We start from the raw sequence: 20,297 nt of genomic DNA, 5'->3' as shown, positions 1-20,297 counted from the left end.
CAGAAGCGATGCCCGAAAACCGTCAAACCCTCCCCTGCGTCATGATCCCGATGACCGGTCGGCAATTGTTACTGCCCAACGTTTCCATCGCCGAGGTTGTGGACTACGCCAGCGAGGAGCCCGGCTCCAATACCCCGGACTGGCTGGTAGGCTACCTGGACTGGCGAGGCCTGGATTTGCCGGTGATTTCCTACGATGCGGCCAACGGCGGCAGCCTGATGGTGCCGGGCGACAACCGGGGCCGGATCGTGGTGTTGAACACCATTGGCGAGCATCACAATGAAGTGCCGTTCATGGCGCTGGTCACCCAGGGGATTCCGAGCCAGACACGACTGACCGAGGCGGAAGTGAACGGGCTCGAGGGCGACACCGGGCCGGCGGATCTGATGAAGGTCGAGGTCGAAAGTGAGGAGGCCTGGATTCCCAACCTGGAATACCTGGAATCCCTGGCACGCTCTGCCCTTCGCAAGTGACCCTACCCGATCATGGCAGGGAATTCTGGAAATGTTATAATGTATCAAATTACCCAGGATTCCCGTCATGGCAAGCCAAGCACTTCCCTATCGCCCCCACAACCATCAGGCCTGTGTCACTCAGGCCCTGGCTGACGCCCGAGCGATTTGCCGGGCTCAGAACGCGCGCCTGACACCCACCCGGGAGCGGGTCCTGGAACTGATCTGGCAATCCCACAAGCCCCTGGGGGCCTATGATGTTCTGGCGGAACTGACCGCCGAAGGCCAGAATGCAGCACCACCGACGGTGTACCGTGCCCTCGATTTCCTGCAGCAACATGGGCTGGTGCACCGGATCGCCTCTCTCAATGCCTTCATCGGCTGTGCCCACGCCGGGGAGAACCACACCGGCATGTTCCTGATCTGCCGCAGCTGTGGCAATGTTCTCGAACTCACGGCCCCCGGCGTCTCCGGAGCGATCGAAGGTGCCGCCAAAGCCGAAAGCTTCAAGGCCGAGGACGTAACCCTGGAGATTGCCGGCCTGTGCCCGAGATGCCAGTCGGAGACCCGCCATGACTGATCCCCTGGTGACCCTGGACAACCTGACGGTCCGGTTCGATGACCGCCCCGCCGTGGATCGTGTCAACCTGAGAGTCCATCGCGGCGACATCATCACCATCATCGGCCCCAACGGCGCCGGCAAGACCACCCTGATCAAGGCCCTGCTGGGCCTGCAGCCGATCACCGAAGGCAAGGTGCAACGGGCGCCAGGTCTGGTGATCGGCTATGTGCCCCAGAACCTGCAGATGGAGGCCACCCTGCCCCTGAGCGTCAAACGCTTCATGGCACTGAGTGGCCGCAATCGCGCCGAATGCCGGAAAGCCCTGGCACGGACCGGCATCGAACACCTCGCCAACGCCTCGGTCCATCACCTGTCCGGCGGAGAGAAACAACGGTTGCTGCTGTCCCGGGCGCTGGCCCGGAAACCGGACCTGCTGGTATTGGACGAACCGGCTCAGGGTGTCGACATCAACGGTCAGGCGGCGCTTTACGAGCTGATTCGGGAACTGCGGGACGAATTAAGGTGCGGGGTCATCATGATCTCCCATGATCTGCATCTGGTGATGGCCGCCACCGACAAGGTTATCTGCCTGAACCAGCATGTCTGCTGCAGCGGGTTTCCCGCCGACATTTCCCACGATCCAGCCTTCATCGAGACTTTCGGGCGGTCGGTGGCGGAGTCCGTGGCGGTTTACCATCACCATCACAACCACCGCCACAACCTGCACGGAGACGTCGTCTTCAGGCAGTCATCCCCGGCCGATTCCCACGGAGACAGCTGCGACCATGCCCATCATTGACGGTCTCCTGAACGATTTCTTCTGGCGCGCCCTGATCGGTGGCCTTGGGGTCGCCCTGATTGCGGGCCCCCTCGGTTGCTTCGTGGTATGGCGCCGCCTGGCCTATTTCGGCGATACCCTGGCCCACTCCGCGCTGCTGGGGATTGCCCTGAGTTTCCTGATCAGCGTGCCGCTGAATGTCGGCGTTATCATCACCTGCGTAGTCATCGCCCTGGTCCTGGTTGCATTCTCCCGCACCCGTGCCCTGGCCACGGATACCCTGCTCGGGATTCTCGCCCACAGCGCCCTGGCCATCGGCCTGGTCACCCTGAGCTTCATGCCGGATGTAAGAGTCGACCTGACCGGGCTGCTGTTTGGCGATCTGCTGGCCATGAGCCGGGATGACCTGTTGTGGATCTACGGCGGAGCCGTCGTCATACTCGTGCTGCTGGTTACCCTGTGGCAAGGGCTGCTGATGAGCACCATTCACGAAGAGCTGGCCCGGGTGGAGGGGTTCCCGGTGGAGCGGCTGCGGCTGGTGTTGATGCTGATGTTTTCCCTGGTCATCGCCGTGGCCATGAAGATCGTCGGCGTGCTGCTGATTACCGCGCTGCTGATCATTCCGGCCGCCTCGGCGCGACGGCTGGCCCGTACACCGGAACACATGGTAGGACTGGCCATGGTCTTTGGCTTTGTCGCGGTCGGTGGAGGCCTGGCGCTGTCGTGGCACCTGGACACACCGGCCGGGCCCTCGGTGGTGGTGACGGCATTTCTGGCCTTCCTGGTAACCTACAGCACCACGGCCAGAACCGCCGCCTGATTCTTCCCATGCCCTTCGGCCTGGTCTATGGTGTAACCATCGACCCCGCTTTCGATCGGGAGCCATCGGCTGCTCCCGGGGAGACTGACGCATGGAGAGCCGTTCTGTCCCTGGCGCCCGGCCACTGTTATGGCCCGCGCTCTGGATTCCCCTCGTAATACTGGTGGCCGGGCTGATCACCACCGCCCTGACCGCCAACCTGAAAGCGGACCACGCCCGGGAGCTGGCCGATGCGCGCTACCGTGCCCAGCACCAGGCTATCGTCAATCAGTTGCTGGCCAATGCACCGACCTACCTGGATAGCGACACCCCGCCCGCAAGCTGGCTGCCCGTCATTCTCGGCGATACCTTGCCGGACGAGCTGGGACTGCGCATCGACACCCTTCAACGGCACAGCAAGATTCCAATCCTGCAGCTGCAGGCCGAAGGCCACCTGGATCCCACACTTGCCCTGCGCACCGAGATCCAGCCCGGCAATCATCACTGGATGTTGACCACGGTGCCCACGTCAGCGCTACTGGGAAAAGCCGCGGACCAGGTCCGGGCTCGCACCTGGATGGTCGGCCTGGCACTGACCCTGGCCGCCGTCGGGTTGGCGCTACTGTTGTGCCGGCGCCTGCACGGCCAGCAACGGCGGATCCTGGAACTGGAACGGAGGGAACTGGGAGCCGATCAGCAGATCAACAACCTGCAGGTGGAAAAATCCATCCTGCGCCGGGCACTCAACGACAGTGAGGAGCGCAGCCGGGACCTGGTCACCCTGTCCGGGGCCCTGATTGCCGAACTCGACGAGCATGGCGTTATCGGCTTTATCTCGGCCCAGAGCGCCACCTTGCTGGAACAGGCACCCGCAGATCTGGCGGGCCAGCCGTTTCCCGATCTGGTCACGCCACCTTTCCGGGACAATTTCCAGCGTACCCTCGAGGCGGCGCGCCACGACAACCAGGCGCAACGGATCGACCTCCATCTGCGGGTCAGGAACCGGGATGCTCCCTTGCCGGTGTCCGTTCGCATCAAGGCACTCAAGGACCCGGTACACGGGCTGATGGGATACCGTCTGAGCGCGTCCCCGGCCGGCCCGGCTGGCGACTAGTCGAGCGTCTTGTGGGTACCGTCACACATTGGTGGAGAGCCCGTGCGTTTGCAGCCACAGAACCAGACCCACTCGGTTTTCTCGGCGGTGTATTTCACCGGGCTGAAGCCGGTTCCCTTGTGGGAGCCGTCGCAAAAAGGCTGGTTGTCACTGTGTCCGCAGGCGCACCAGACATAGTTCTTGCCACCCTCGACCTGCACGGCGTAGGGGCTTTTCTTCGCAATCCTCGGCTGTTCATCGGCCATGTTTTCTCCCCTTTTGCTGACTGTGTCGGTTCAGTATAGCCAACACTAGTGCAGTGGCTTGATCACCTCCGCCAGGCGGCCTGACTCAACCAGCTCCAGAAATTCATCCCCCAGCCGGTCACTCTCGGCAATCGCCTGGCGCCAGGAACGCTCCCGGCCGGCATCGTCACCCACGTATTTCTCGAAATCCTTGCGGTCCGGGAGTTTGCGGTCCGGTAGAGTCTGCAGGTACTCGGCGGAAGGTGCCACCAGCAGCACATCCTGCAAGCGGTTGGCGTCGCCCCTGCGCCAGGGCAGCGACTTGTCGAACCAGCCGGGCACCACCTTGTCGGTAAAGTGCGGATAGAGGATCACACCCGGCTGCTGGTAGGGCAGATCGAGGTGGTAATCCAGCAAACCGCCATCACGGTAAACGCCTTCCGGTGCGCCGGGAATGTTGCGCACGCCGGACATCACCAGCGGGATGGAGGCCGATGCCAGCAGGGCCGGCAGCAGGTTGTCACTGGTCAGCGCCACCTCGTGGCTGGGGAAGTCCACCAGTTTGGACACCGGCGTTTTCAGGCGGGCATCGTGAATGATGCCTCGCTCCATGAAGCGGCCCAGATGCCGGCGACTGACCATGTTGGCGCTGATGGCGTTCATCAGCCCCAGCCCCAGCCGGCCCCGGGTGTCGTGCTCGAGCAGGCCGAGACTACGCACCACGACAATATTCAGCCGATACCAGGGATGGTTCAGGATGTAGTCCTCCCGGCCACCAAGCAGTTCCTCCAGGAACTGGATGCTCTTGCGGGTCACTTCCGCGGCACTCACACCCCTGGCAAAGCGCTGGGAAGTGTACAGGTCCGCCAGGCGTGCCAGTTGTGCCTTGGGATCATCCGAAGACGCCACCGCGGCAAATCGCCAGCTGCCGATGGAAGAGCCAATCAGGGCCCGTTCCTGCGGTGCTCCGGGCAGCCAGTCCCCGAAAATTGCCTTGTCCAGCCCGCTGATGCCGAGCGCTTTCGGACCGCCAGCCGCACCGGGTATGACATGGACATCGTCCGGCGTCAGTGGTTTGTCTCTGAGCCGTTGCAAGGCTCGGCGACCGGCCCGGACAGTCAGGGCCGGAGCTCGGGTATGGATGGCGGTCATGGCGGGCTCCCTGTTTCAGTGCCGGGGAGTGTATCGAAAGCATCAATTGCCAGCCAACTGAACAAAACTAATGGTGGCCATAAACGGCGCTTTCTGCTTCATTAATAGGCAAAGGTCACGAGAGGGCCTGAATGCTTTCATGGAACGTAAGCCAGAATAACCACCAGGAGAAGGCTTTGAATATCACGGCGTCCGACAGTTCGCTGGCAACGACACCGACCCTTGCGGTTCTGGGGTTCAAGCGCCAGCTGGTCTACCATCTTCACTTCTGGGCGTTTGTCGCCGTGGCACCGCTGGTACTGGTGCAGTGGAAACAGGGCCATTTCCTGCTATCCGGGCTACTACTCCTGTTCTGCCTCAATGCCCTGCTCGTGATCGCCTTCCTGCGCCTGAAGGGTACCTATTTCCTCCAGGGGCGGCTGTTTCCCCTGCTGGCGGTGGTCTGTGCCGCCTATTCCACCAGCATCAATGGCCATTCCGGCCTGTACTGGGCCTACCCGGCCGCCACGGCCCTGTTCTTCCTGTTGCCACTGAGGGAAGCCATTGCCAGCAATGCCATCTTTATCGCCATCATGGCGGTGGTGTCGTTCATCAAGTTTCCGGAGGCGGATTTCTGGCGGATCACCTTCTCCCTGGGGCTTACCTGCCTGTTTGCCATGATTTTTGCGTGGCTGGTGGGCAAGCTCCAGCAGGAACTCACCCGCCTGGCCACCACCGACCCACTCACCGGCTGCCTGAACCGTTCGCAGCTCTCCGATGTCCTGAACAGCCAGATCCAGATGCGGGAGCGGTATGACCGGATTTCCAGCCTGATCCTGCTGGACCTGGACTATTTCAAGACCATCAACGACCAATGGGGCCACCTGGCCGGCGACAGGGTCCTCAAGGAGATGGCGTTGCGATTGCGCAAACGGTTACGGGAAAACGACAAACTGTTCCGGATCGGCGGCGAGGAATTCATGATCGTACTGCCCGAGACCGGTGAGCAGGATGCCAATAACCTGGCCCATCAGCTGCTGGCCGGCATCAGCGGCAAACCCTTCCTGGACAATATCAAGCTGAGTGCCAGCGCCAGCGTGGCAGAGGTGTCCCGGGGCGAAACCTGGTCGGTGTGGCTGAATCGGGCCGATCAGGCGCTGTATGACGCCAAATCCCGCGGACGCAACCAGGTGATCAACGCTGGCCGAACGGAACCCGCCAGCGCCCCGGAACCCGACAACGGAATTCCGGACCCTATCACCAGCTAGCTTCCGGCCACCCGCTTTCGGAAATCCCGGTACCCGGTGAACACGTCCCAGGGGCTTTCAAAGTGGGGGTAGTGGCCAACGTTACGCAGGCTGACCACATCCGCGTTCCGGATCAGCTCCCGGTAGCGCCGGGCCATGGCGACGCCGGACACCGGATCGGCGGTACCGGAAATCAGCCGCATGGGCTGGGAAGCCGACTGGAGTGCGCCCACCCACCGGTTCCGGTGACAGCGGCGCTCCTCCATGAACTGGATCAGATGGTGCAGAATGCCCCGGCCGTTGTTGTAGGTCAGCAGGTGCCAGAAATCCTCGAGGTCCTGGCGGTCCGGCGGGTTCTGGGTGCCAAACAGGCGTCGGAAGTTGTATTCGAAGGTGCGCCGGGTCAGACCGCGGCTGATCAGACCCCCTAACGGGCTGCGCAATACCCGTTGGATGAACAGGGGGTTGTGAACTTCGGGAAAGAGTGCGCCATTGAGGAAGCAGACCGAGCCGATCCGGAAATGCAGTCGGTCCTCCTGGTCCCGGGCCAGAAGCTCCTGGACCACGCTGCAACCGTAATCATGGGCAATCAGATGCACCGTGCCCAGTCCCAGCCCCTCAAGCCAGCCCTGCACCAGATCCGCCTGGTCCTCGATACTGTAATGGTAACCGGTGGGTTTGTCGGAGAAGCCGAAACCCAGCATGTCCAGGGCCAGTACCGAATGTTGCTGGACCAGCATCGGCCAGATCCGGCTCCAGTCCCAGCTGGCAGTGGGAAACCCGTGCAGGAGCACCAGTGGTTCGCCCTGACCGGCCATCCGGCTGAAAATGGCGTGGCCGCCGTAGCTGAACCACTTGCCTCCCTGCTGCCATCCCTCGAGGCTCTCCGCCTCGCGCGCCGGGGCACCCGCCCCGGCTCCGGCTATCACGTGATCCATGGGTCGTCCCCAACATGTGACTGAATGCCTGAAACTTTAAAGCAAAGAACCGGAACCCGCCATAGCCTGCGCGTGCCTGTGGGCATGACTTTCCAGCAAAGTGGTCTTTTCTCCCGCCGGCGGCGTAAAGCGTAGAGATGAAGGGCGAATTGCCTTAAGCTTTGACCCTTGAAAGTGACAGCCAACCGGAAACGATTATGACCAAACTCCTTGACGACCTCGCGGGCCACTACCGTGCCATCATAGACGGACTCGGCGAAGACCCCGACCGCGAAGGTCTGCAGGACACCCCCATGCGTGCGGCCAAGGCCATGCAGTTCCTGACCCGAGGCTACCAGCAGGATCTCGGCGACCTGGTCAACAATGCCGTGTTCGAGTCCGCCATGGACGAAATGGTGGTGGTCCAGGACATCGAGCTGTACAGCATGTGCGAACACCACATGCTGCCATTCATCGGCAAGTGCCACATCGCCTACCTGCCCCAGGGCAAGGTGCTGGGCCTGTCGAAGTTCGCCCGCATCGTGGACATGTACGCCCGTCGCCTGCAGATCCAGGAAAACCTGACCCGGCAAATCGCCGAGGCTATCGAAAGCGTCACCAATGCCAAAGGCGTTGCCGTGGTGATCGAGGCGCAACACATGTGCATGATGATGCGCGGTGTGGAGAAACAGAACTCGCGCATGAAAACCTCGATGATGCTGGGCCAGTTCCGGAAATCCCAGGCGACCCGTACAGAATTCCTCAACCTGATCGGCAACAACCGCTGAGCCCCACCGGGCAAGGAAGACCGTATGACAGACGTTTTCGGCAAAAAGCAGGCCCGGGTGCGCATCAAGAACCTGTTACTGCGCGCCTACATCGGCATCAAGGAAGAAGAGATCAACAACCAGCAGGACGTGGTGATCAACGTTGAACTGACCTACGACGCCAGCGATGCCATTCACCAGAACGAGATTGAGGCGGCGCTGAATTATCGCACCATCACCAAACAGATCATCGCTCATGTGGATGGCAACCGGTTTGCACTGCTGGAACGTCTGACCCACGAAGTACTGAGCATTGTCATCGAGCACGAGGCGGTGCAATGGGCGCAGGTGGAAATCGACAAGCCCCACGCGTTACGCTATGCCGAGTCAGTGTCCGTGTGCCTTGAGGCGCACCGTTAACCCGTAGCAGAGAGCCATCCATGCCCAGCAATTCCCCGGAACAGATCCGTTCTATCCTGGAAAACGTGCACACTATTGCCCTGGTGGGCGCAAGCGAGAAAACCAACCGGCCCTCCCACGAGGTCATGGAATTTCTCCAGCACCAGGGCTATCGGGTGATCCCGGTCAATCCCCGGCTGACCGGCCAGACCCTGCTGGGCGAAACCGTTTTTCCGGATCTGAAATCCATTCTGCAGACGGTGGATATGGCGGACCTGTTCCTGGCGCCCGAGCGCACCGATGCGGTGATTGACCAGGCCATTGAGCTGAAAATCCCGGTGGTGTGGATGCAGCTCGGTGTGATCAACCAACCGGGCGCTGCCCGTGCCGAGGACGCCGGAATCACGGTGGTGATGGACCGCTGTCCGAAACAGGATATTCCGCGCCTGGGTATCACGAAAAAACACTGAGGCTCGACAATGGGCCCCACCAACAACATCCTTGCCCGCGCCCTGCTGAGCCCAGTCTTTCCGGTTCTCATCCTTATGGCATTTCTGGCGCTCGCGTCCGGCTTGCGCTATGGAATGGTTCACCAGGACAACTACCAGATCCGGGCCAACCTCGCCAACGAGGCGGTCGCCATGGTCGACCACCTGGAGCGGGAGTTCACCATCCACGCCCAGGCCATCAACCGCATGGCCTCCCGGCTGCAGGTGGAGCCGGAAACCACGGAAGCCGCCTGGCGTGCCGATGCCCGCCACTACCTCAACGATTTCGGGGTCTACCAGGCCATCGAATGGATTGATCGGGATTTCGTCATCCGCTGGCTGGAGCCCGTTTCCGGCAATCACAATGTAGTAGGCTACAACGTCGCCTTCTCCGACCGCCGTCGCCAGGCCCTGGAGACCGCCCGCACCACCGGCCAGTACGACATTTCCGGGATCATCGACCTGAAACAGGGCGGCAAGGGCATGGTGATCTACGCGCCGGTGGGCACCGGGGCCAACAACAATGGTTTCATTGCCGGGGTGTTCCAGATCGAGACCCTGGTCCAGCAGCTGCTGACCAGCCGTGTGCTGCAATCATTCCAGGTGGACATCCGGGATAACGGCGAACTCACCTACCAGCTCAACACCCTGGCTGACACCAGCGAACACTTTGCCCAGACCGAAGCGGTCGACCTGCCAACCCTGGACTGGACCCTGACCATCAGGCCCACCGCTACCTGGGTAGCTAGCCAGCGCAGTGACTGGCCCTGGCTTACGTTCACCGCCATCCTGTTCATGGGCCTGCTGACCAGTGTGACCACCCTGCTGGCCCAGTTGATTCTCAAGCGCAACCGGGCGCTGCTGAAAACCCGTAGGGAACTGGAGCGGGAAATCGACCAGCGCAAGGAGGTCCAGCAGGATCTGGCCCGCCTGGAATCCACCGATACCCTGACCGGGCTGGCCAACCGCCGGTTCTTCATGGAGGACCTGGCCCACACGCTGGGCATTGCCGGCCGCCAGAACCGCCAGGTGGCCCTGATCATGCTGGACCTGGACCGGTTCCAGATGCTCAACGACTCCCTGGGTCACCAGTTCGGTGACGAGCTCCTGGTCCGGGTTGCCGAGCGCCTGAACCAGCTGAGCGATGAGCGTATCCTGGTGGCCTACTCCGGGGGCGATGAGTTCATGTTCTGCCAGCAGCAGGTGGAGACAATCGATGATGTCATCCACCTGCTCGGCCATATCAAACATTGCTTCGAGACGCCCTTCGAGGTTCACGGCGAGGGCCTCCGGATTACCGCCACCATGGGTGTGGCGATCTACCCCCACAGCGGGCAGGATGCCGATACCCTGCTACGCAACGCCGATGTTGCCCTGTACCGGGCCAAGGAACAGGGGCGCAACTCCTATCAATTCTATACCGAAGGCATGCAGGAACGGGAGGTCACCCGTCTGGAGCTGGATAAGGATCTGGACCAGGCGCTGGCCAACAACGAGTTCGTGCTGCACTTCCAGCCCCAGGTCGATCTGGAGACCGGCGAGATCAACAGTGTGGAGGCGCTGATCCGCTGGCAACACCCGCGCCGCGGCCTGTTGTCGCCGGTGGAGTTCATTCCCCTGGCCGAGGAAAGCGGCCGGATCACGGATATCGGCCGCTGGGTGGTGGCCGCCGCCTGTCGCCAGCTCGCCGCGTGGAAAGGCACGTCCTGCGGGGACCTGCGTATTGCCATCAACCTGTCCGGGCGGGAACTGGACGATGAGCATCTGGTGGATGACATCCGCGAGACCCTGGAAGCCGAGCACGTACCCGCCAATCATCTGGAAGTGGAGCTGACGGAAGAGATCTTCATCCAGAACATTGAACACAACCACAATCAACTGGGCCGGCTCCACGAGCTCGGCGTCAATCTGGCCATCGATGATTTCGGCGTGGGCTACTCGTCCCTGGGCTACCTGCGGGACTTCCCGGTGGATCTGTTGAAGATTGACCGGTCGTTCATTACCTCGGTGACCGAGCGCCACGATGACTCGGTGATCACCCGGGCGGTGATCAATCTGGCCCACAACCTGGGCATCCGGGTGATTGCCGAAGGCGTGGAGACGGAGGAGCAGCTGGACTTCCTCAGGCAGCATGGTTGCAACCTGGTCCAGGGCTACCTGATCAGCCGGCCGATTCCTGCCACAGAACTGGAGAGAGCCCTTGAGGCGGGGCTTCTGAATCTCGGCACTCCTGAGAGCACCTGATTGTAATGGCCGATCGTTATCCCCATGATGTCTGGAACAATTCTATGGCGTGTGTTTTATGGCAGCGAAGTATCTGACTCCCGAGCAGGATGCGCAGATCCGGCGGTGGGAGCGCTGGAACCGCAATTACTTCATTTTTGCGTTTGTGGCGCTGACGGTGGTGCTGGTGTTCAGTAGCCAGTTAGGGTTGTCCAGTGACGAGAACTGGGGTTCCCTGGGGCTTCTGATTGCGACCCTGATCGCACCCATCATTGTGCTGCAGCTGCGGCTGCGGTGCCCGGCCTGTGGCCACAAGATCGGCTGGCAGGCGAAGCTGATGGCGCCGGACCAGTGCAAGACCTGCGGAACGTTCCTGCGCGCCAAGGGGCGCTGACCTCTCCTTCCTCAAAAAAACCTTTGACCTGTGAGTTGCTCATAGGTTTTAGCCTACATTTATGGTTTGATCCCGGAGCATGCCGCGCCGGGTGTGGTGCCTGTTCCGAAAACCGCTGCGAGTACGTCCATGTACGCTTGCTCTCCGCCATCCCTGGCTCCGAGCATTTTCGGAACAGGCACCACACCCACCGCTCCGCAAGCTTCAAGGGTCAACGCTCCAGACTCCAACGCAGAGTGACTGAGCCGATGAAAGTGAAAGACATTGCCCAAGCCGCCGGTGTGAATCCCGACACCGTCCGCTTCTACACCCGGGAGGGTCTTCTCAATCCGACTCGCAACCCGGACAACAACTACCAGCAATTCGACGCCGATGACCTGCGCCGGCTGCGGTTTGCCCGTAAGGCACGGCAGCTGGGGTTCTCGCTGCCGGAGATCCGGTCGATCCTGGATCAGGCCGATGATCACCATTCGCCGTGCCCGATGGTACGAGAGGTATTCGAGAAGCGGTTAGCCGAGGTGGAGCGGGAGATTGCCGAGTTGCAGCAGCTGCGGGAGCGGATGAAGAGTGCGCTCGGTATCTGGCGTGAGATGCCGGATGGCACGCCGGACGGTCACACGATCTGTCGGCTGATCGAGCATTGGGACGAGCCGGCCCTCGCCAAAGAAACGGAGGCGTATGCAGATGAATGAGATAACCGAACTGCACCGGGCATTGTCCATTTCAGGGGCATCCTGTCAGGGCTGTGCCAAGAAGATTCGTAATGCCCTGGAGCCTCTGACCGGTGACACTGATTTGGTGGAGGTGAATCTGGAAGAGCAGACCGTCGCGTTGCCCGAGGGTATCGACGTCGCGGATGCGGCGCGCCGGGTGACCGATGCGGGCTATCCGGCCGAGCCGGTCAAAGAGGCCAATGAACAACCGGCCAGTTGTTGCGCCGGCAAGGCGAAGGCGGAGACTTCTGACGGACGACAACCTCACCAGGAGCATTCCGGGCACCAGCCGGAACAGCCGGATGAGGTTGCTGCGGAGGCGCCGGCCGGGGGTGACCAGGTCAGCCTGTCGGTGAGCGGTGCTACCTGCGCCTCCTGCGTGAACACCATCGAGAAGGCGATGATGTCGGTATCCGGCGTTACCCACGCCCATATGAACCTGGCGGATAATACCGCAACAGCGACCGGGGATGCGGACCCTCAGGCGTTGGCGAAAGCCATCGAGAGTGCCGGCTATGGTGCCAGCGTGATCGAGAACGCCGACGAGGCTGACGAGCGCAAGCAGGCGGAGGACCGCAGGCAGTACCGCTCGCTGCTGATCAAGATGGCGGTGAGCCTGTCCCTGGGCCTCGGCCTGATGATCTGGGGCATGGGTTTCGGGTCGATGATGGTGACCGAGGCCAACCAGACCACCTGGCTGGGGCTCGGTGTACTGACGTTCATCGTGATGGCCGCCACCGGCGGGCATTTCTACACCGGGGCCTGGAAGGCGTTCCGGCACCATAACGCCAATATGGACACCCTGATCGCCGTCGGCACCGGGACCGCCTGGCTGTATTCCATTGTCGTGGCCAGCGTGCCGGGTTTGTTGCCTGAGATGGCCCGGCATGTGTATTTCGAGGCCTCGGCGATGATCATTGGTCTGATCAATCTGGGCCAGGCGCTGGAGCTGCGGGCCAAGGGTAAAACTTCAGAGGCGGTCCGCCGACTGCTGGATCTGCGGGCGAAGACTGCCCGGGTGATCCGGGATGGCCAGGAACAGGACCTTCCCGTGGAAGAGGTGCGCAAGGGCGACCGGGTCCGGGTGCGTCCGGGCGAGAAGATTCCGGTGGACGGCGTCATCCGCGAGGGCAGCAGCCGGGTGGACGAGAGCATGCTGACTGGTGAGCCCATGCCGGTGAGCAAGGCCGAGGGCGACGAGGTCTCCGCCGGCACCCTGAATACCCACGGTTCGATTATCTATGAAGCCACCCGGGTCGGCAGCGAAGCGGCCCTGGCGCAGATCATCCGGCTGGTGAAGAAGGCCCAGGGTTCCAAGCCCGCCATCGGTCGCCTGGCGGATAAGATCTCGTCGGTGTTCGTGCCCACGGTGATGATCATCGCCGTATTCTCGGCCCTAGTCTGGTACAACGTCGGGCCGGAGCCGGCGGTGGTACACATGATGGTGGCCGCCACCACGGTGCTGATTATTGCCTGCCCGTGTGCACTGGGTCTGGCCACGCCGATGTCGGTGATGGTCGGTGTCGGCAAGGCCGCCGAATATGGCGCCCTGATCCGGCAGGGGGATGCCCTGCAGACCGCCGGCAAGCTGGATCTGGTGATCCTGGACAAGACCGGCACCATCACCGAGGGCCATCCTGCGGTCACCCGTGTGCATTCCGCCAACGATGACGAGACCCGGCTGCTGGCCCTGGCTGCCGGCCTGGAGCAGCACTCGGAGCATCCGCTGGCGGAAGCAGTGCTGGCAAAAGCCCGGGATGAAGGCATCGAGCCGGAAAAGGTCAGCGGCTTCGAGGCCATCAATGGCAAGGGTGTCCGGGGTGAGCTGGACGGGCAAATCCTGCGCCTCGGCAATCGCCGCTGGCTGGAGGACGAGGGTCTGGCGCTGGACAGTCTGTCTGACGCCGCCGATACCATCACGGGAGAGGCCGGCACGCCCCTGTACCTGGCTCTCGGCAACGACGTTCTGGGGGTGATCGGGGTGGCCGATGCCATCAAGCCCGATTCAAAAGCCGCCATCGAGCGACTGCACGACGCCGGCATCAAGGTGATGATGGTTACCGGCGATGTGGAGGCAACCGCCCGGGCCATCGCCAGCAAGGCGGGCATTGACGATTACCGGGCGGAAGTCCTGCCCGAGGACAAGGCCGAGGTGGTCAGCGAGATGCGTGGCAAGGGCCATACCGTGGCCATGGTCGGTGATGGCATCAACGATGCGCCCGCGCTGGCGGCTGCTGATGTCGGCTTCGCCATTGGCACCGGCACGGATGTGGCCATCGAGAGTGCCGCCATCACCCTGATGCGCGGGTCCCTGCACGGGGTGCCCGATGCCATCGAGATTTCCCGGGCAACGGTGAAGAACATTCACCAGAACCTGTTCGGGGCCTTCATATACAACTCCCTGGGTATTCCGGTGGCCGCAGGTCTGCTCTATCCTTTGTGGGGCATCCTGATGAATCCGATCCTTGCCGGCGCAGCCATGTCCCTGTCTTCGGTCACCGTGGTCTCCAACGCCAACCGTCTGCGACTGTTCCGAACCAGTCACAATCCGGAGCGTAATGAACACAAGGAGCAGAACTGATGGACACTTTTCTGGTCAACGCTGGAGGGATTGTGCTCATGGCCGCCATTGTCTGGTGGTTCTGGCTGAGCGATTCCGGCAGCAAAGCTTCCGACGAACATCAACATCATTGAGGTGAACACCATGAAGAAACACACCCTGGCCCTTGGCCTCGCCGCTGCCCTCGGTTTCAGCACCACCGCCCTTGCCGGTGGCGCCGCCCAGAGCATTCATGTGTACAAATCACCCACCTGCGGCTGCTGCACGGACTGGGTCGACCATCTGGAAGAAAACGGCTTTGACGTGAAGGTGACCGATACCAACGATCTGAACCCGATCAAAATCAAGGCCGGGCTGACGCCAGCCCTGGCAAGCTGCCATACCGCGTTTGTCGGCGACTACGTGATCGAGGGTCATGTGCCGGCCAGCGATGTCCAGCGGCTGATCTCGGAAGCACCCAAAGCCACGGGGATCAGCGTGCCCGGCATGCCCGCCGGCTCCCCCGGCATGGAGATGGGCGACCGCAAGGATCACTACAAAGTGATCATGTTCAATGATGCCGGCCAGACCCGGGTTTTCTCCGAGTACAATTAACGGCTGACGGATGCCTGTCGCACATGGCAGGCTCCGACTTCTGTCTATTTTTCCTACACTGTCCTTCACCAGTGTTCTATGATGAGAAGCAGGTCTCAAACGGAACATTGGCAAGGATACCCCTTGAGTCTCAAAACCCGAATTCTTGGTCTCGCCGCCGCACTGATCATCGTGGCGGCGAGTGCTTCCTGGCTGGCTTATCGTGAGCTCTCCGAGAACATTATCGAACGCTGGGGCCAGCAGGTCGCGGAGATCCAGGTCCGTTATGACAGCGCCCGCCTGCTGCAATCCCTCGAGCGTGAGATCGGTCTCGCCAGGCAAATGGCCAGTTCGTCAACCCTGATCCAATGGGCCCGGAACCCCGACGATCCCGACCTGAAAACGCAAGCCATCCGGCAGATGGAAAGCTTCCGCTCCAATTTTCGGGACAACAGCTATTTCGTCGCGCTTCGCCAGAACGGCCATTACTACTACAACAACGCCGCGAACGAGTATGCCGGCAACCAGTACCGCTACACCCTGGATGCCAACAAGCCCGAGGACGCATGGTTCTACCAGCTCATTGAAGAAGGGCGGGATTTTCATCTGAACGTCAATCCAGATGTGGAACTGGGCGTGACCAAGCTCTGGATCGACGTGCTGATGCGCAATGAGCAGGATGAAATCGTCGGGATGGTGGGCACCGGTCTGAACCTGGACGATTTCCTGCAGGACATCGTGGATATCGGGCAGGAAGGCATCACCACCCTGTTCGTCGACTACAACGGCGCCATCCAGCTCTACCGGGACCGGAACTACATCGATTTCGCCAGCATCATCAAGCCCGAAGGCCAGAAGAACACCGTCGACCTGCTGTTCGAGGATTCCCAGGACAAGCAGCAGATCCTCGGCATGCTGCAGATGCTCAAGCAGCGGGAGGGCCGTGCCGGTGCGGTCGAGAGCGGGTTCGTGACCGTGGACGGCCGCAAGCATCTGGCCGGGGTTGCCTTTCTGCCCACGATTGGCTGGTTCGAAATCACCCTGCTGGACCTGAACACCCTGGTGCCTCCCAGTTACCTCTGGCCCCTGGTTGCAGTTTTCCTGGTCAGTCTGCTGGTCTCCCTGGCGCTGTTCCACCTGATCATCCAATCCCGCATTCTCCGCCCGGTGGTGGCTCTGGAAGATGCGGTCAAGCGCCTTCGGGAAGGCAATTTCAATCTGCCCTACCTGCCCAAACCGGACAACGAGATCGGCCGCCTGGTGGACCACTTTGAAACCATGGCCAACCGGGTCCAACTCAATACCCGGGATCTGGAGCAGAAGGTCGCCCAGCGCACGGAAGAGCTGCAACGACTGGCCCGGATCGATGCCCTGACCGGCCTGAAGAATCGCCGGGGACTGGATGAACTGCTAGAGACGGAGATCGAGCGCAGCCACCGCAGCCAACAGGACTTCGGCCTGATCTGGCTCGACATCGACCATTTCAAGGCCATCAACGACAAACACGGCCACCAGGCCGGTGATGAAATCCTCTGCCGCGTCGCACTCTGGCTCAGGGCCAACGTCCGCCCCTATGACCAGCCCGGGCGTTGGGGTGGCGACGAATTCGTGGTCCTGCTGTCGCCCTGTGATGCACCCACCCTGGAGCGGATCGCCGGTCGAATCTGTGAGGGCGTCGGGGAGGAAAGCCGCAAGACCGGCTTGCCGGTGACTGTGAGCGTCGGCGGCTATCTCTGCAAGCCCGGCGACAGCAGCGACACCATTCTCCGCCAGGCGGACCGGGCGCTCTACCAGGCCAAGGCCGGTGGCCGCAACCAGGTGTGCATCCAGGAAGACTCCAGCGTCTTGCCCGAAGCCTGAATCAGGGGTTACCACACCGTATCTGACGGCTGCTTTCATAACCGTTATACTCCGCCCCAACATCCATTTTTTGCAGCCAGGTTCCTCTTACATGCTCAACGCCGACGCTCTCAGTCAATTGCGCCAGCTCAAAACCGATATCAAGGAAAACAAGGTGGTCTTCGCCGGCACCGTGAAGGCCACCAACGGGCGCTTCGGCTTTGTTGCCCTCGATGAGGGCCGTGATGTGTTTCTTCCCCCCGAGGAGATGCAGAAAGTGCTGCCCGGCGACCGCATCAACGTCACCGAACACGAGGTGGAGAAGGGCAAGACCCAGGGCGTGGTGGACGAGGTACTGGAAACCCACCTCACCACCTTTGTGGGCCGCTACCTGATCAAGGGCAAGGGCCATTTCGTGGCGCCGGATACGCCTGGAATCAACCGCTGGATTTTCATTCCGCCCAAGGAACGCAAGGGCGCCCAGCCGGATGACTACATCTACTGCCAGATTCACCGCCACCCGTTCAAGGACGGTAAAGGCCAGGCCCGGGTGCTGCGAATCATCGGCAAAGCCGGTGAACCCGGCATCGAACGCTCCTTTACCCTGGCCAGCTTCGATTTGGCCGACACCTGGCCGGAGTCGGTCCAGAAACAGGCGGACAGTCTGACTGAGGACAGTCTGGAGGCTCACCTGGAAGGCCGGGAAGATCGCACCGACCAGCCATACGTGACCATCGACAGCCCGGGCACCCAGGACATGGACGATGCCCTGATGGCCACGCCCAACGCCACCGGCTGGACCCTCTCCATCGCCATTGCCGATCCCACGGCGGTCATCCAGCCGGGCACCCCGGCCGAGGAAGAGGCCTTCAACCGGGCCACGGCGATCTATTTCCCGGGCGAACCCCTGCCCATGCTGCCGGACGCCATCAGTACCCGTCTGTGTTCGTTGATGCCGGAGATGAAACGACTGGCCCTGGTGTGTGACCTGCAGGTCAACAACGATGGCAGCCTGGGGGATTACAGCTTCCACCAGGCGGTGATCCGCTCCCGGGGCAAGCTCAGCTACGACCTGGTATCACACCTGATCGAGGGCCGTGAGGACGACGAGATCAAGGCCCTGCCCGATGTCGTCGCGAACAGCCTGGACCAGCTGCACCAGGCCGCCACGGCCCTGCGCAAGTGGCGCAGCGAGCATGCTCTGCTGAGTGCCGACCGCCCGGAATTCCGCCTGCGCCTGGACGAGAACAAGCGGATCCGGCTGATCGAGCCGGCGGTCCAGAACGAGGCCCATCGTCTGGTGGAGGAATGCATGGTGGCGGCCAACCGTTGCGCTGCAGATTTCCTGCAGCAGCAGGGCGAAGGCCTGTTCATCCAGCATCCGGGCCTGCGCGACGACCGTGCCGAGAACATCCGCAAACTGCTGGAAAGTCATGCTCCGCACCTGGCGGACCTCGATGCCAATTCTGCCGAGGGCTTCAAGGCCCTGATGAAGCAGACCGAGGAACTGGAGGCGGAGGTGCCGGTGAAGGCAATCATCTCCCGACAGCTGGCCCGGGCCGAGCTGGGCTTCGAGGCGGCACCGCACCAGGGCATGGGCCTCGCAGCCTACACCACCTTCACCTCGCCGCTGCGCAAGTTCTCCGACTTCTACGTGCACCGGCTGATCAAGGCCAGCCTCTGGGATACGCCGATCAAGCCATTGAACGCGCAGCAGCTCGAGGCCCTGCAGGCGAGCCAGATCCGTGCGCGCCAGGCCGCCAATTCACTGGAAGCCTGGCTCAAGAGCGACTACGCCAGGTCCCTCAACGAAGAACCCATGGCCGGCACCATCAGCCGGACCGTTCCCTCCGGCTTCTTTGTACGCCTGGACTGCAACGGCCTGGAAGGCTTTGTCAGCTGCCGGGACCTGGAGGGCAAGTTCAGCTTCGATCCGGTCACCCTGCGCCTGGTGCACAACAAGAACGGCCGGATTTTCCAGCTGGAGCAGCGGGTGAACGTAACCTTTGCAGGCGTGGATGACGAGCGCCGCCAGATCAACTTCAAGCTGGTGGACGCCGAAGAAATCCGGAACGGCAACGACGAAGCCGGCGGTTAAAGACCGCCGGCTTACTGGTCGCCCAGCATCCGCTCCAGACGCGCGTCCTTCGCCTGCCAGAGTTCCGCCAGCCAGTTCTTCACATTACGACGATGCTCGGCATCGGCCGCATAGTCCCGGCCCTTCAGGTGTTCCGGGATGGTCTGGGTGTGGATCTCCAGCCGGATAGCCTTCACCTCGCCACACAGGAACTCCCAGAACGTTGGCGCACCATCGGGATAGGCAATGGTGACGTCCACCAGGGTCTCGATGGAATCGCCCATGGCATCCAGCACAAAGGCCACACCGCCCGCCTTCGGGGTCAGCAGGTGCTTGTAGGGTGATTTCTGTTTGTCGTGCTTGACCTGGGTAAACCGGGTGCCCTCGACAAAGTTCATCACGCTCACCGGGGTGAAGCGGAACTTCTCGCAGGCGTGGCGGGTGGCCTTGAGGTCCTCACCCCGCTTTTCCGGATGCTTGATCAGGTATTCGCGGGTGTAGCGCTTCATGAACGGGAAATCCAGGCCCCACCAGGCCAGGCCGATCACCGGCACCCAGATCAGTTGCTGCTTCAGGAAGAATTTCAGGAACGGCGCCCGCTTGTTGAACACCCGCTGCATGGCCAGAATGTCGACCCAGCTCTGGTGGTTGCTCAGCACCAGGTACCAGCTCTCCCGTTCCAGTTCATCGGCTCCCTTCACATCCCAGCGGGTCCCGTGGGTGAGCTTCATCCAGCCTATGTTGCAGGCCACCCAGGCTTCGGCGATGGCGATGATCCAGCGGGTGCACAGCACGCGGAACCCCTTGATCGGGATGATCAATTTCAGGATTGCCGGGATGTACAGCAGGATGCACCAGAATAGGGTATTGATGCCGAGGAGGATGGAATTGAGTATGCCCTTGACCGGGGCCGGGAGGAAACTGAGCATGGCTTTCCTGCTTTTGATTTTTGTGTCCGATGGCGCCGCATGATAGCAAGGGCCGGCGATAATGGGCAGTGGCCCGATGTGACCGGTTTGCCCGGCAGGGTGGACGGTTTT

At 61.8% G+C, this 20,297-nt stretch carries 20 protein-coding genes; 16 read left to right on the top strand and 4 right to left on the bottom strand.

Annotated elements, in window-relative coordinates; genetic code table 11:
- Nucleotides 1-8: 8 nt before the first annotated feature.
- The 5 genes from ACESMW_RS03950 (at nucleotide 9) to ACESMW_RS03930 (ending at nucleotide 3,705) form a co-directional block, all read left to right on the top strand.
- Entirely contained in the window at nucleotides 9-473 is a 465-nt protein-coding gene (locus ACESMW_RS03950; RefSeq protein WP_372985775.1) for a chemotaxis protein CheW, read from the top strand.
- Between the two features lie 67 nt (nucleotides 474-540).
- Nucleotides 541-1,032, top strand: coding sequence for a Fur family transcriptional regulator (locus tag ACESMW_RS03945; protein ID WP_372985774.1), 492 nt, complete (start codon nucleotides 541-543; stop codon nucleotides 1,030-1,032).
- Complete coding sequence (gene znuC / locus ACESMW_RS03940; protein ID WP_372985773.1) at nucleotides 1,025-1,813, top strand: zinc ABC transporter ATP-binding protein ZnuC; 789 nt, start codon at nucleotides 1,025-1,027, stop codon at nucleotides 1,811-1,813. The genes ACESMW_RS03945 and znuC overlap by 8 nt, the downstream gene beginning before the upstream one ends.
- On the top strand, nucleotides 1,800-2,612 hold the full coding sequence (locus ACESMW_RS03935; RefSeq protein WP_372985772.1) for a metal ABC transporter permease: 813 nt from the start codon (nucleotides 1,800-1,802) through the stop codon (nucleotides 2,610-2,612). Before znuC ends, ACESMW_RS03935 begins: the two co-directional genes overlap by 14 nt.
- A 91-nt stretch (nucleotides 2,613-2,703) precedes the next feature.
- On the top strand, nucleotides 2,704-3,705 hold the full coding sequence (locus ACESMW_RS03930; protein WP_372985771.1) for a PAS domain-containing protein: 1,002 nt from the start codon (nucleotides 2,704-2,706) through the stop codon (nucleotides 3,703-3,705).
- On the opposite strand, the gene ACESMW_RS03925 is transcribed toward ACESMW_RS03930, so the two are convergent.
- Both ACESMW_RS03925 and ACESMW_RS03920 read right to left on the bottom strand, forming a co-directional pair.
- Nucleotides 3,702-3,950, bottom strand: coding sequence for a CDGSH iron-sulfur domain-containing protein (locus tag ACESMW_RS03925; RefSeq protein ID WP_372985770.1), 249 nt, complete (start codon nucleotides 3,948-3,950; stop codon nucleotides 3,702-3,704). The two genes, ACESMW_RS03930 and ACESMW_RS03925, sit on opposite strands and share 4 nt — an antisense overlap.
- A 45-nt stretch (nucleotides 3,951-3,995) precedes the next feature.
- On the bottom strand, nucleotides 3,996-5,081 hold the full coding sequence (locus ACESMW_RS03920; protein WP_372985769.1) for a patatin-like phospholipase family protein: 1,086 nt from the start codon (nucleotides 5,079-5,081) through the stop codon (nucleotides 3,996-3,998).
- A gap of 176 nt (nucleotides 5,082-5,257) precedes the next feature.
- Here ACESMW_RS03920 and ACESMW_RS03915 point away from each other — a divergent pair, with 176 nt between their 5' ends.
- A complete protein-coding gene (locus tag ACESMW_RS03915; RefSeq protein WP_372985768.1) occupies nucleotides 5,258-6,328 on the top strand; it encodes a GGDEF domain-containing protein in 1,071 nt (356 codons plus the stop codon).
- Here the strand turns inward: ACESMW_RS03915 and ACESMW_RS03910 are convergent.
- The gene (locus tag ACESMW_RS03910; RefSeq protein ID WP_372985767.1) at nucleotides 6,325-7,245 is read right to left on the bottom strand and encodes an alpha/beta fold hydrolase; all 921 of its coding nucleotides are present in this window, start codon (nucleotides 7,243-7,245) and stop codon (nucleotides 6,325-6,327) included. The genes ACESMW_RS03915 and ACESMW_RS03910 overlap by 4 nt on opposite strands.
- 197 nt (nucleotides 7,246-7,442) lie before the next feature.
- On the opposite strand from ACESMW_RS03910, the gene folE reads away from it, so the two are divergent.
- From folE to ACESMW_RS03860, 10 genes are all read left to right on the top strand, one after another.
- Nucleotides 7,443-8,012, top strand: coding sequence for a GTP cyclohydrolase I FolE (gene folE / locus ACESMW_RS03905; RefSeq protein ID WP_372985766.1), 570 nt, complete (start codon nucleotides 7,443-7,445; stop codon nucleotides 8,010-8,012).
- A gap of 24 nt (nucleotides 8,013-8,036) precedes the next feature.
- Nucleotides 8,037-8,411: a dihydroneopterin triphosphate 2'-epimerase gene (gene folX, locus ACESMW_RS03900; RefSeq protein ID WP_372985765.1), complete on the top strand. Its 375-nt coding sequence runs from the start codon at nucleotides 8,037-8,039 to the stop codon at nucleotides 8,409-8,411.
- A gap of 20 nt (nucleotides 8,412-8,431) precedes the next feature.
- Nucleotides 8,432-8,860, top strand: coding sequence for a CoA-binding protein (locus ACESMW_RS03895; protein ID WP_372985764.1), 429 nt, complete (start codon nucleotides 8,432-8,434; stop codon nucleotides 8,858-8,860).
- Nucleotides 8,861-8,869: 9 nt separating this feature from the next.
- A complete protein-coding gene (locus tag ACESMW_RS03890; RefSeq protein WP_372985763.1) occupies nucleotides 8,870-11,122 on the top strand; it encodes a putative bifunctional diguanylate cyclase/phosphodiesterase in 2,253 nt (750 codons plus the stop codon).
- 58 nt (nucleotides 11,123-11,180) lie between these two features.
- A complete protein-coding gene (locus ACESMW_RS03885; protein ID WP_372985762.1) occupies nucleotides 11,181-11,495 on the top strand; it encodes a hypothetical protein in 315 nt (104 codons plus the stop codon).
- Nucleotides 11,496-11,743: 248 nt separating this feature from the next.
- Complete coding sequence (locus ACESMW_RS03880) at nucleotides 11,744-12,187, top strand: MerR family transcriptional regulator (protein ID WP_372985761.1); 444 nt, start codon at nucleotides 11,744-11,746, stop codon at nucleotides 12,185-12,187.
- Nucleotides 12,180-14,789 (top strand): heavy metal translocating P-type ATPase, encoded by a 2,610-nt coding sequence (locus tag ACESMW_RS03875; protein ID WP_372985760.1) that lies wholly within the window; start codon nucleotides 12,180-12,182, stop codon nucleotides 14,787-14,789. The genes ACESMW_RS03880 and ACESMW_RS03875 overlap by 8 nt, the downstream gene beginning before the upstream one ends.
- Nucleotides 14,790-14,912: 123 nt before the next feature.
- Nucleotides 14,913-15,362, top strand: a complete 450-nt coding sequence (locus tag ACESMW_RS03870; RefSeq protein ID WP_372985759.1) for a DUF411 domain-containing protein — start codon at nucleotides 14,913-14,915, stop codon at nucleotides 15,360-15,362.
- 123 nt (nucleotides 15,363-15,485) lie between these two features.
- The gene (locus tag ACESMW_RS03865) at nucleotides 15,486-17,201 is read left to right on the top strand and encodes a diguanylate cyclase domain-containing protein (RefSeq protein WP_372985758.1); all 1,716 of its coding nucleotides are present in this window, start codon (nucleotides 15,486-15,488) and stop codon (nucleotides 17,199-17,201) included.
- A 91-nt stretch (nucleotides 17,202-17,292) separates the two neighbouring features.
- Complete coding sequence (locus tag ACESMW_RS03860; protein WP_372985757.1) at nucleotides 17,293-19,278, top strand: ribonuclease R family protein; 1,986 nt, start codon at nucleotides 17,293-17,295, stop codon at nucleotides 19,276-19,278.
- An 11-nt stretch (nucleotides 19,279-19,289) separates the two neighbouring features.
- On the opposite strand, the gene ACESMW_RS03855 is transcribed toward ACESMW_RS03860, so the two are convergent.
- Nucleotides 19,290-20,186, bottom strand: coding sequence for an acyltransferase (locus ACESMW_RS03855; protein ID WP_372985756.1), 897 nt, complete (start codon nucleotides 20,184-20,186; stop codon nucleotides 19,290-19,292).
- Nucleotides 20,187-20,297: the final 111 nt, after the last annotated feature.

The organism is Marinobacter sp. (assembly GCF_041690455.1).
Taxonomy (GTDB): domain Bacteria; phylum Pseudomonadota; class Gammaproteobacteria; order Pseudomonadales; family Oleiphilaceae; genus Marinobacter.
This window is presented reverse-complemented; position numbering and strand designations above follow the sequence as displayed.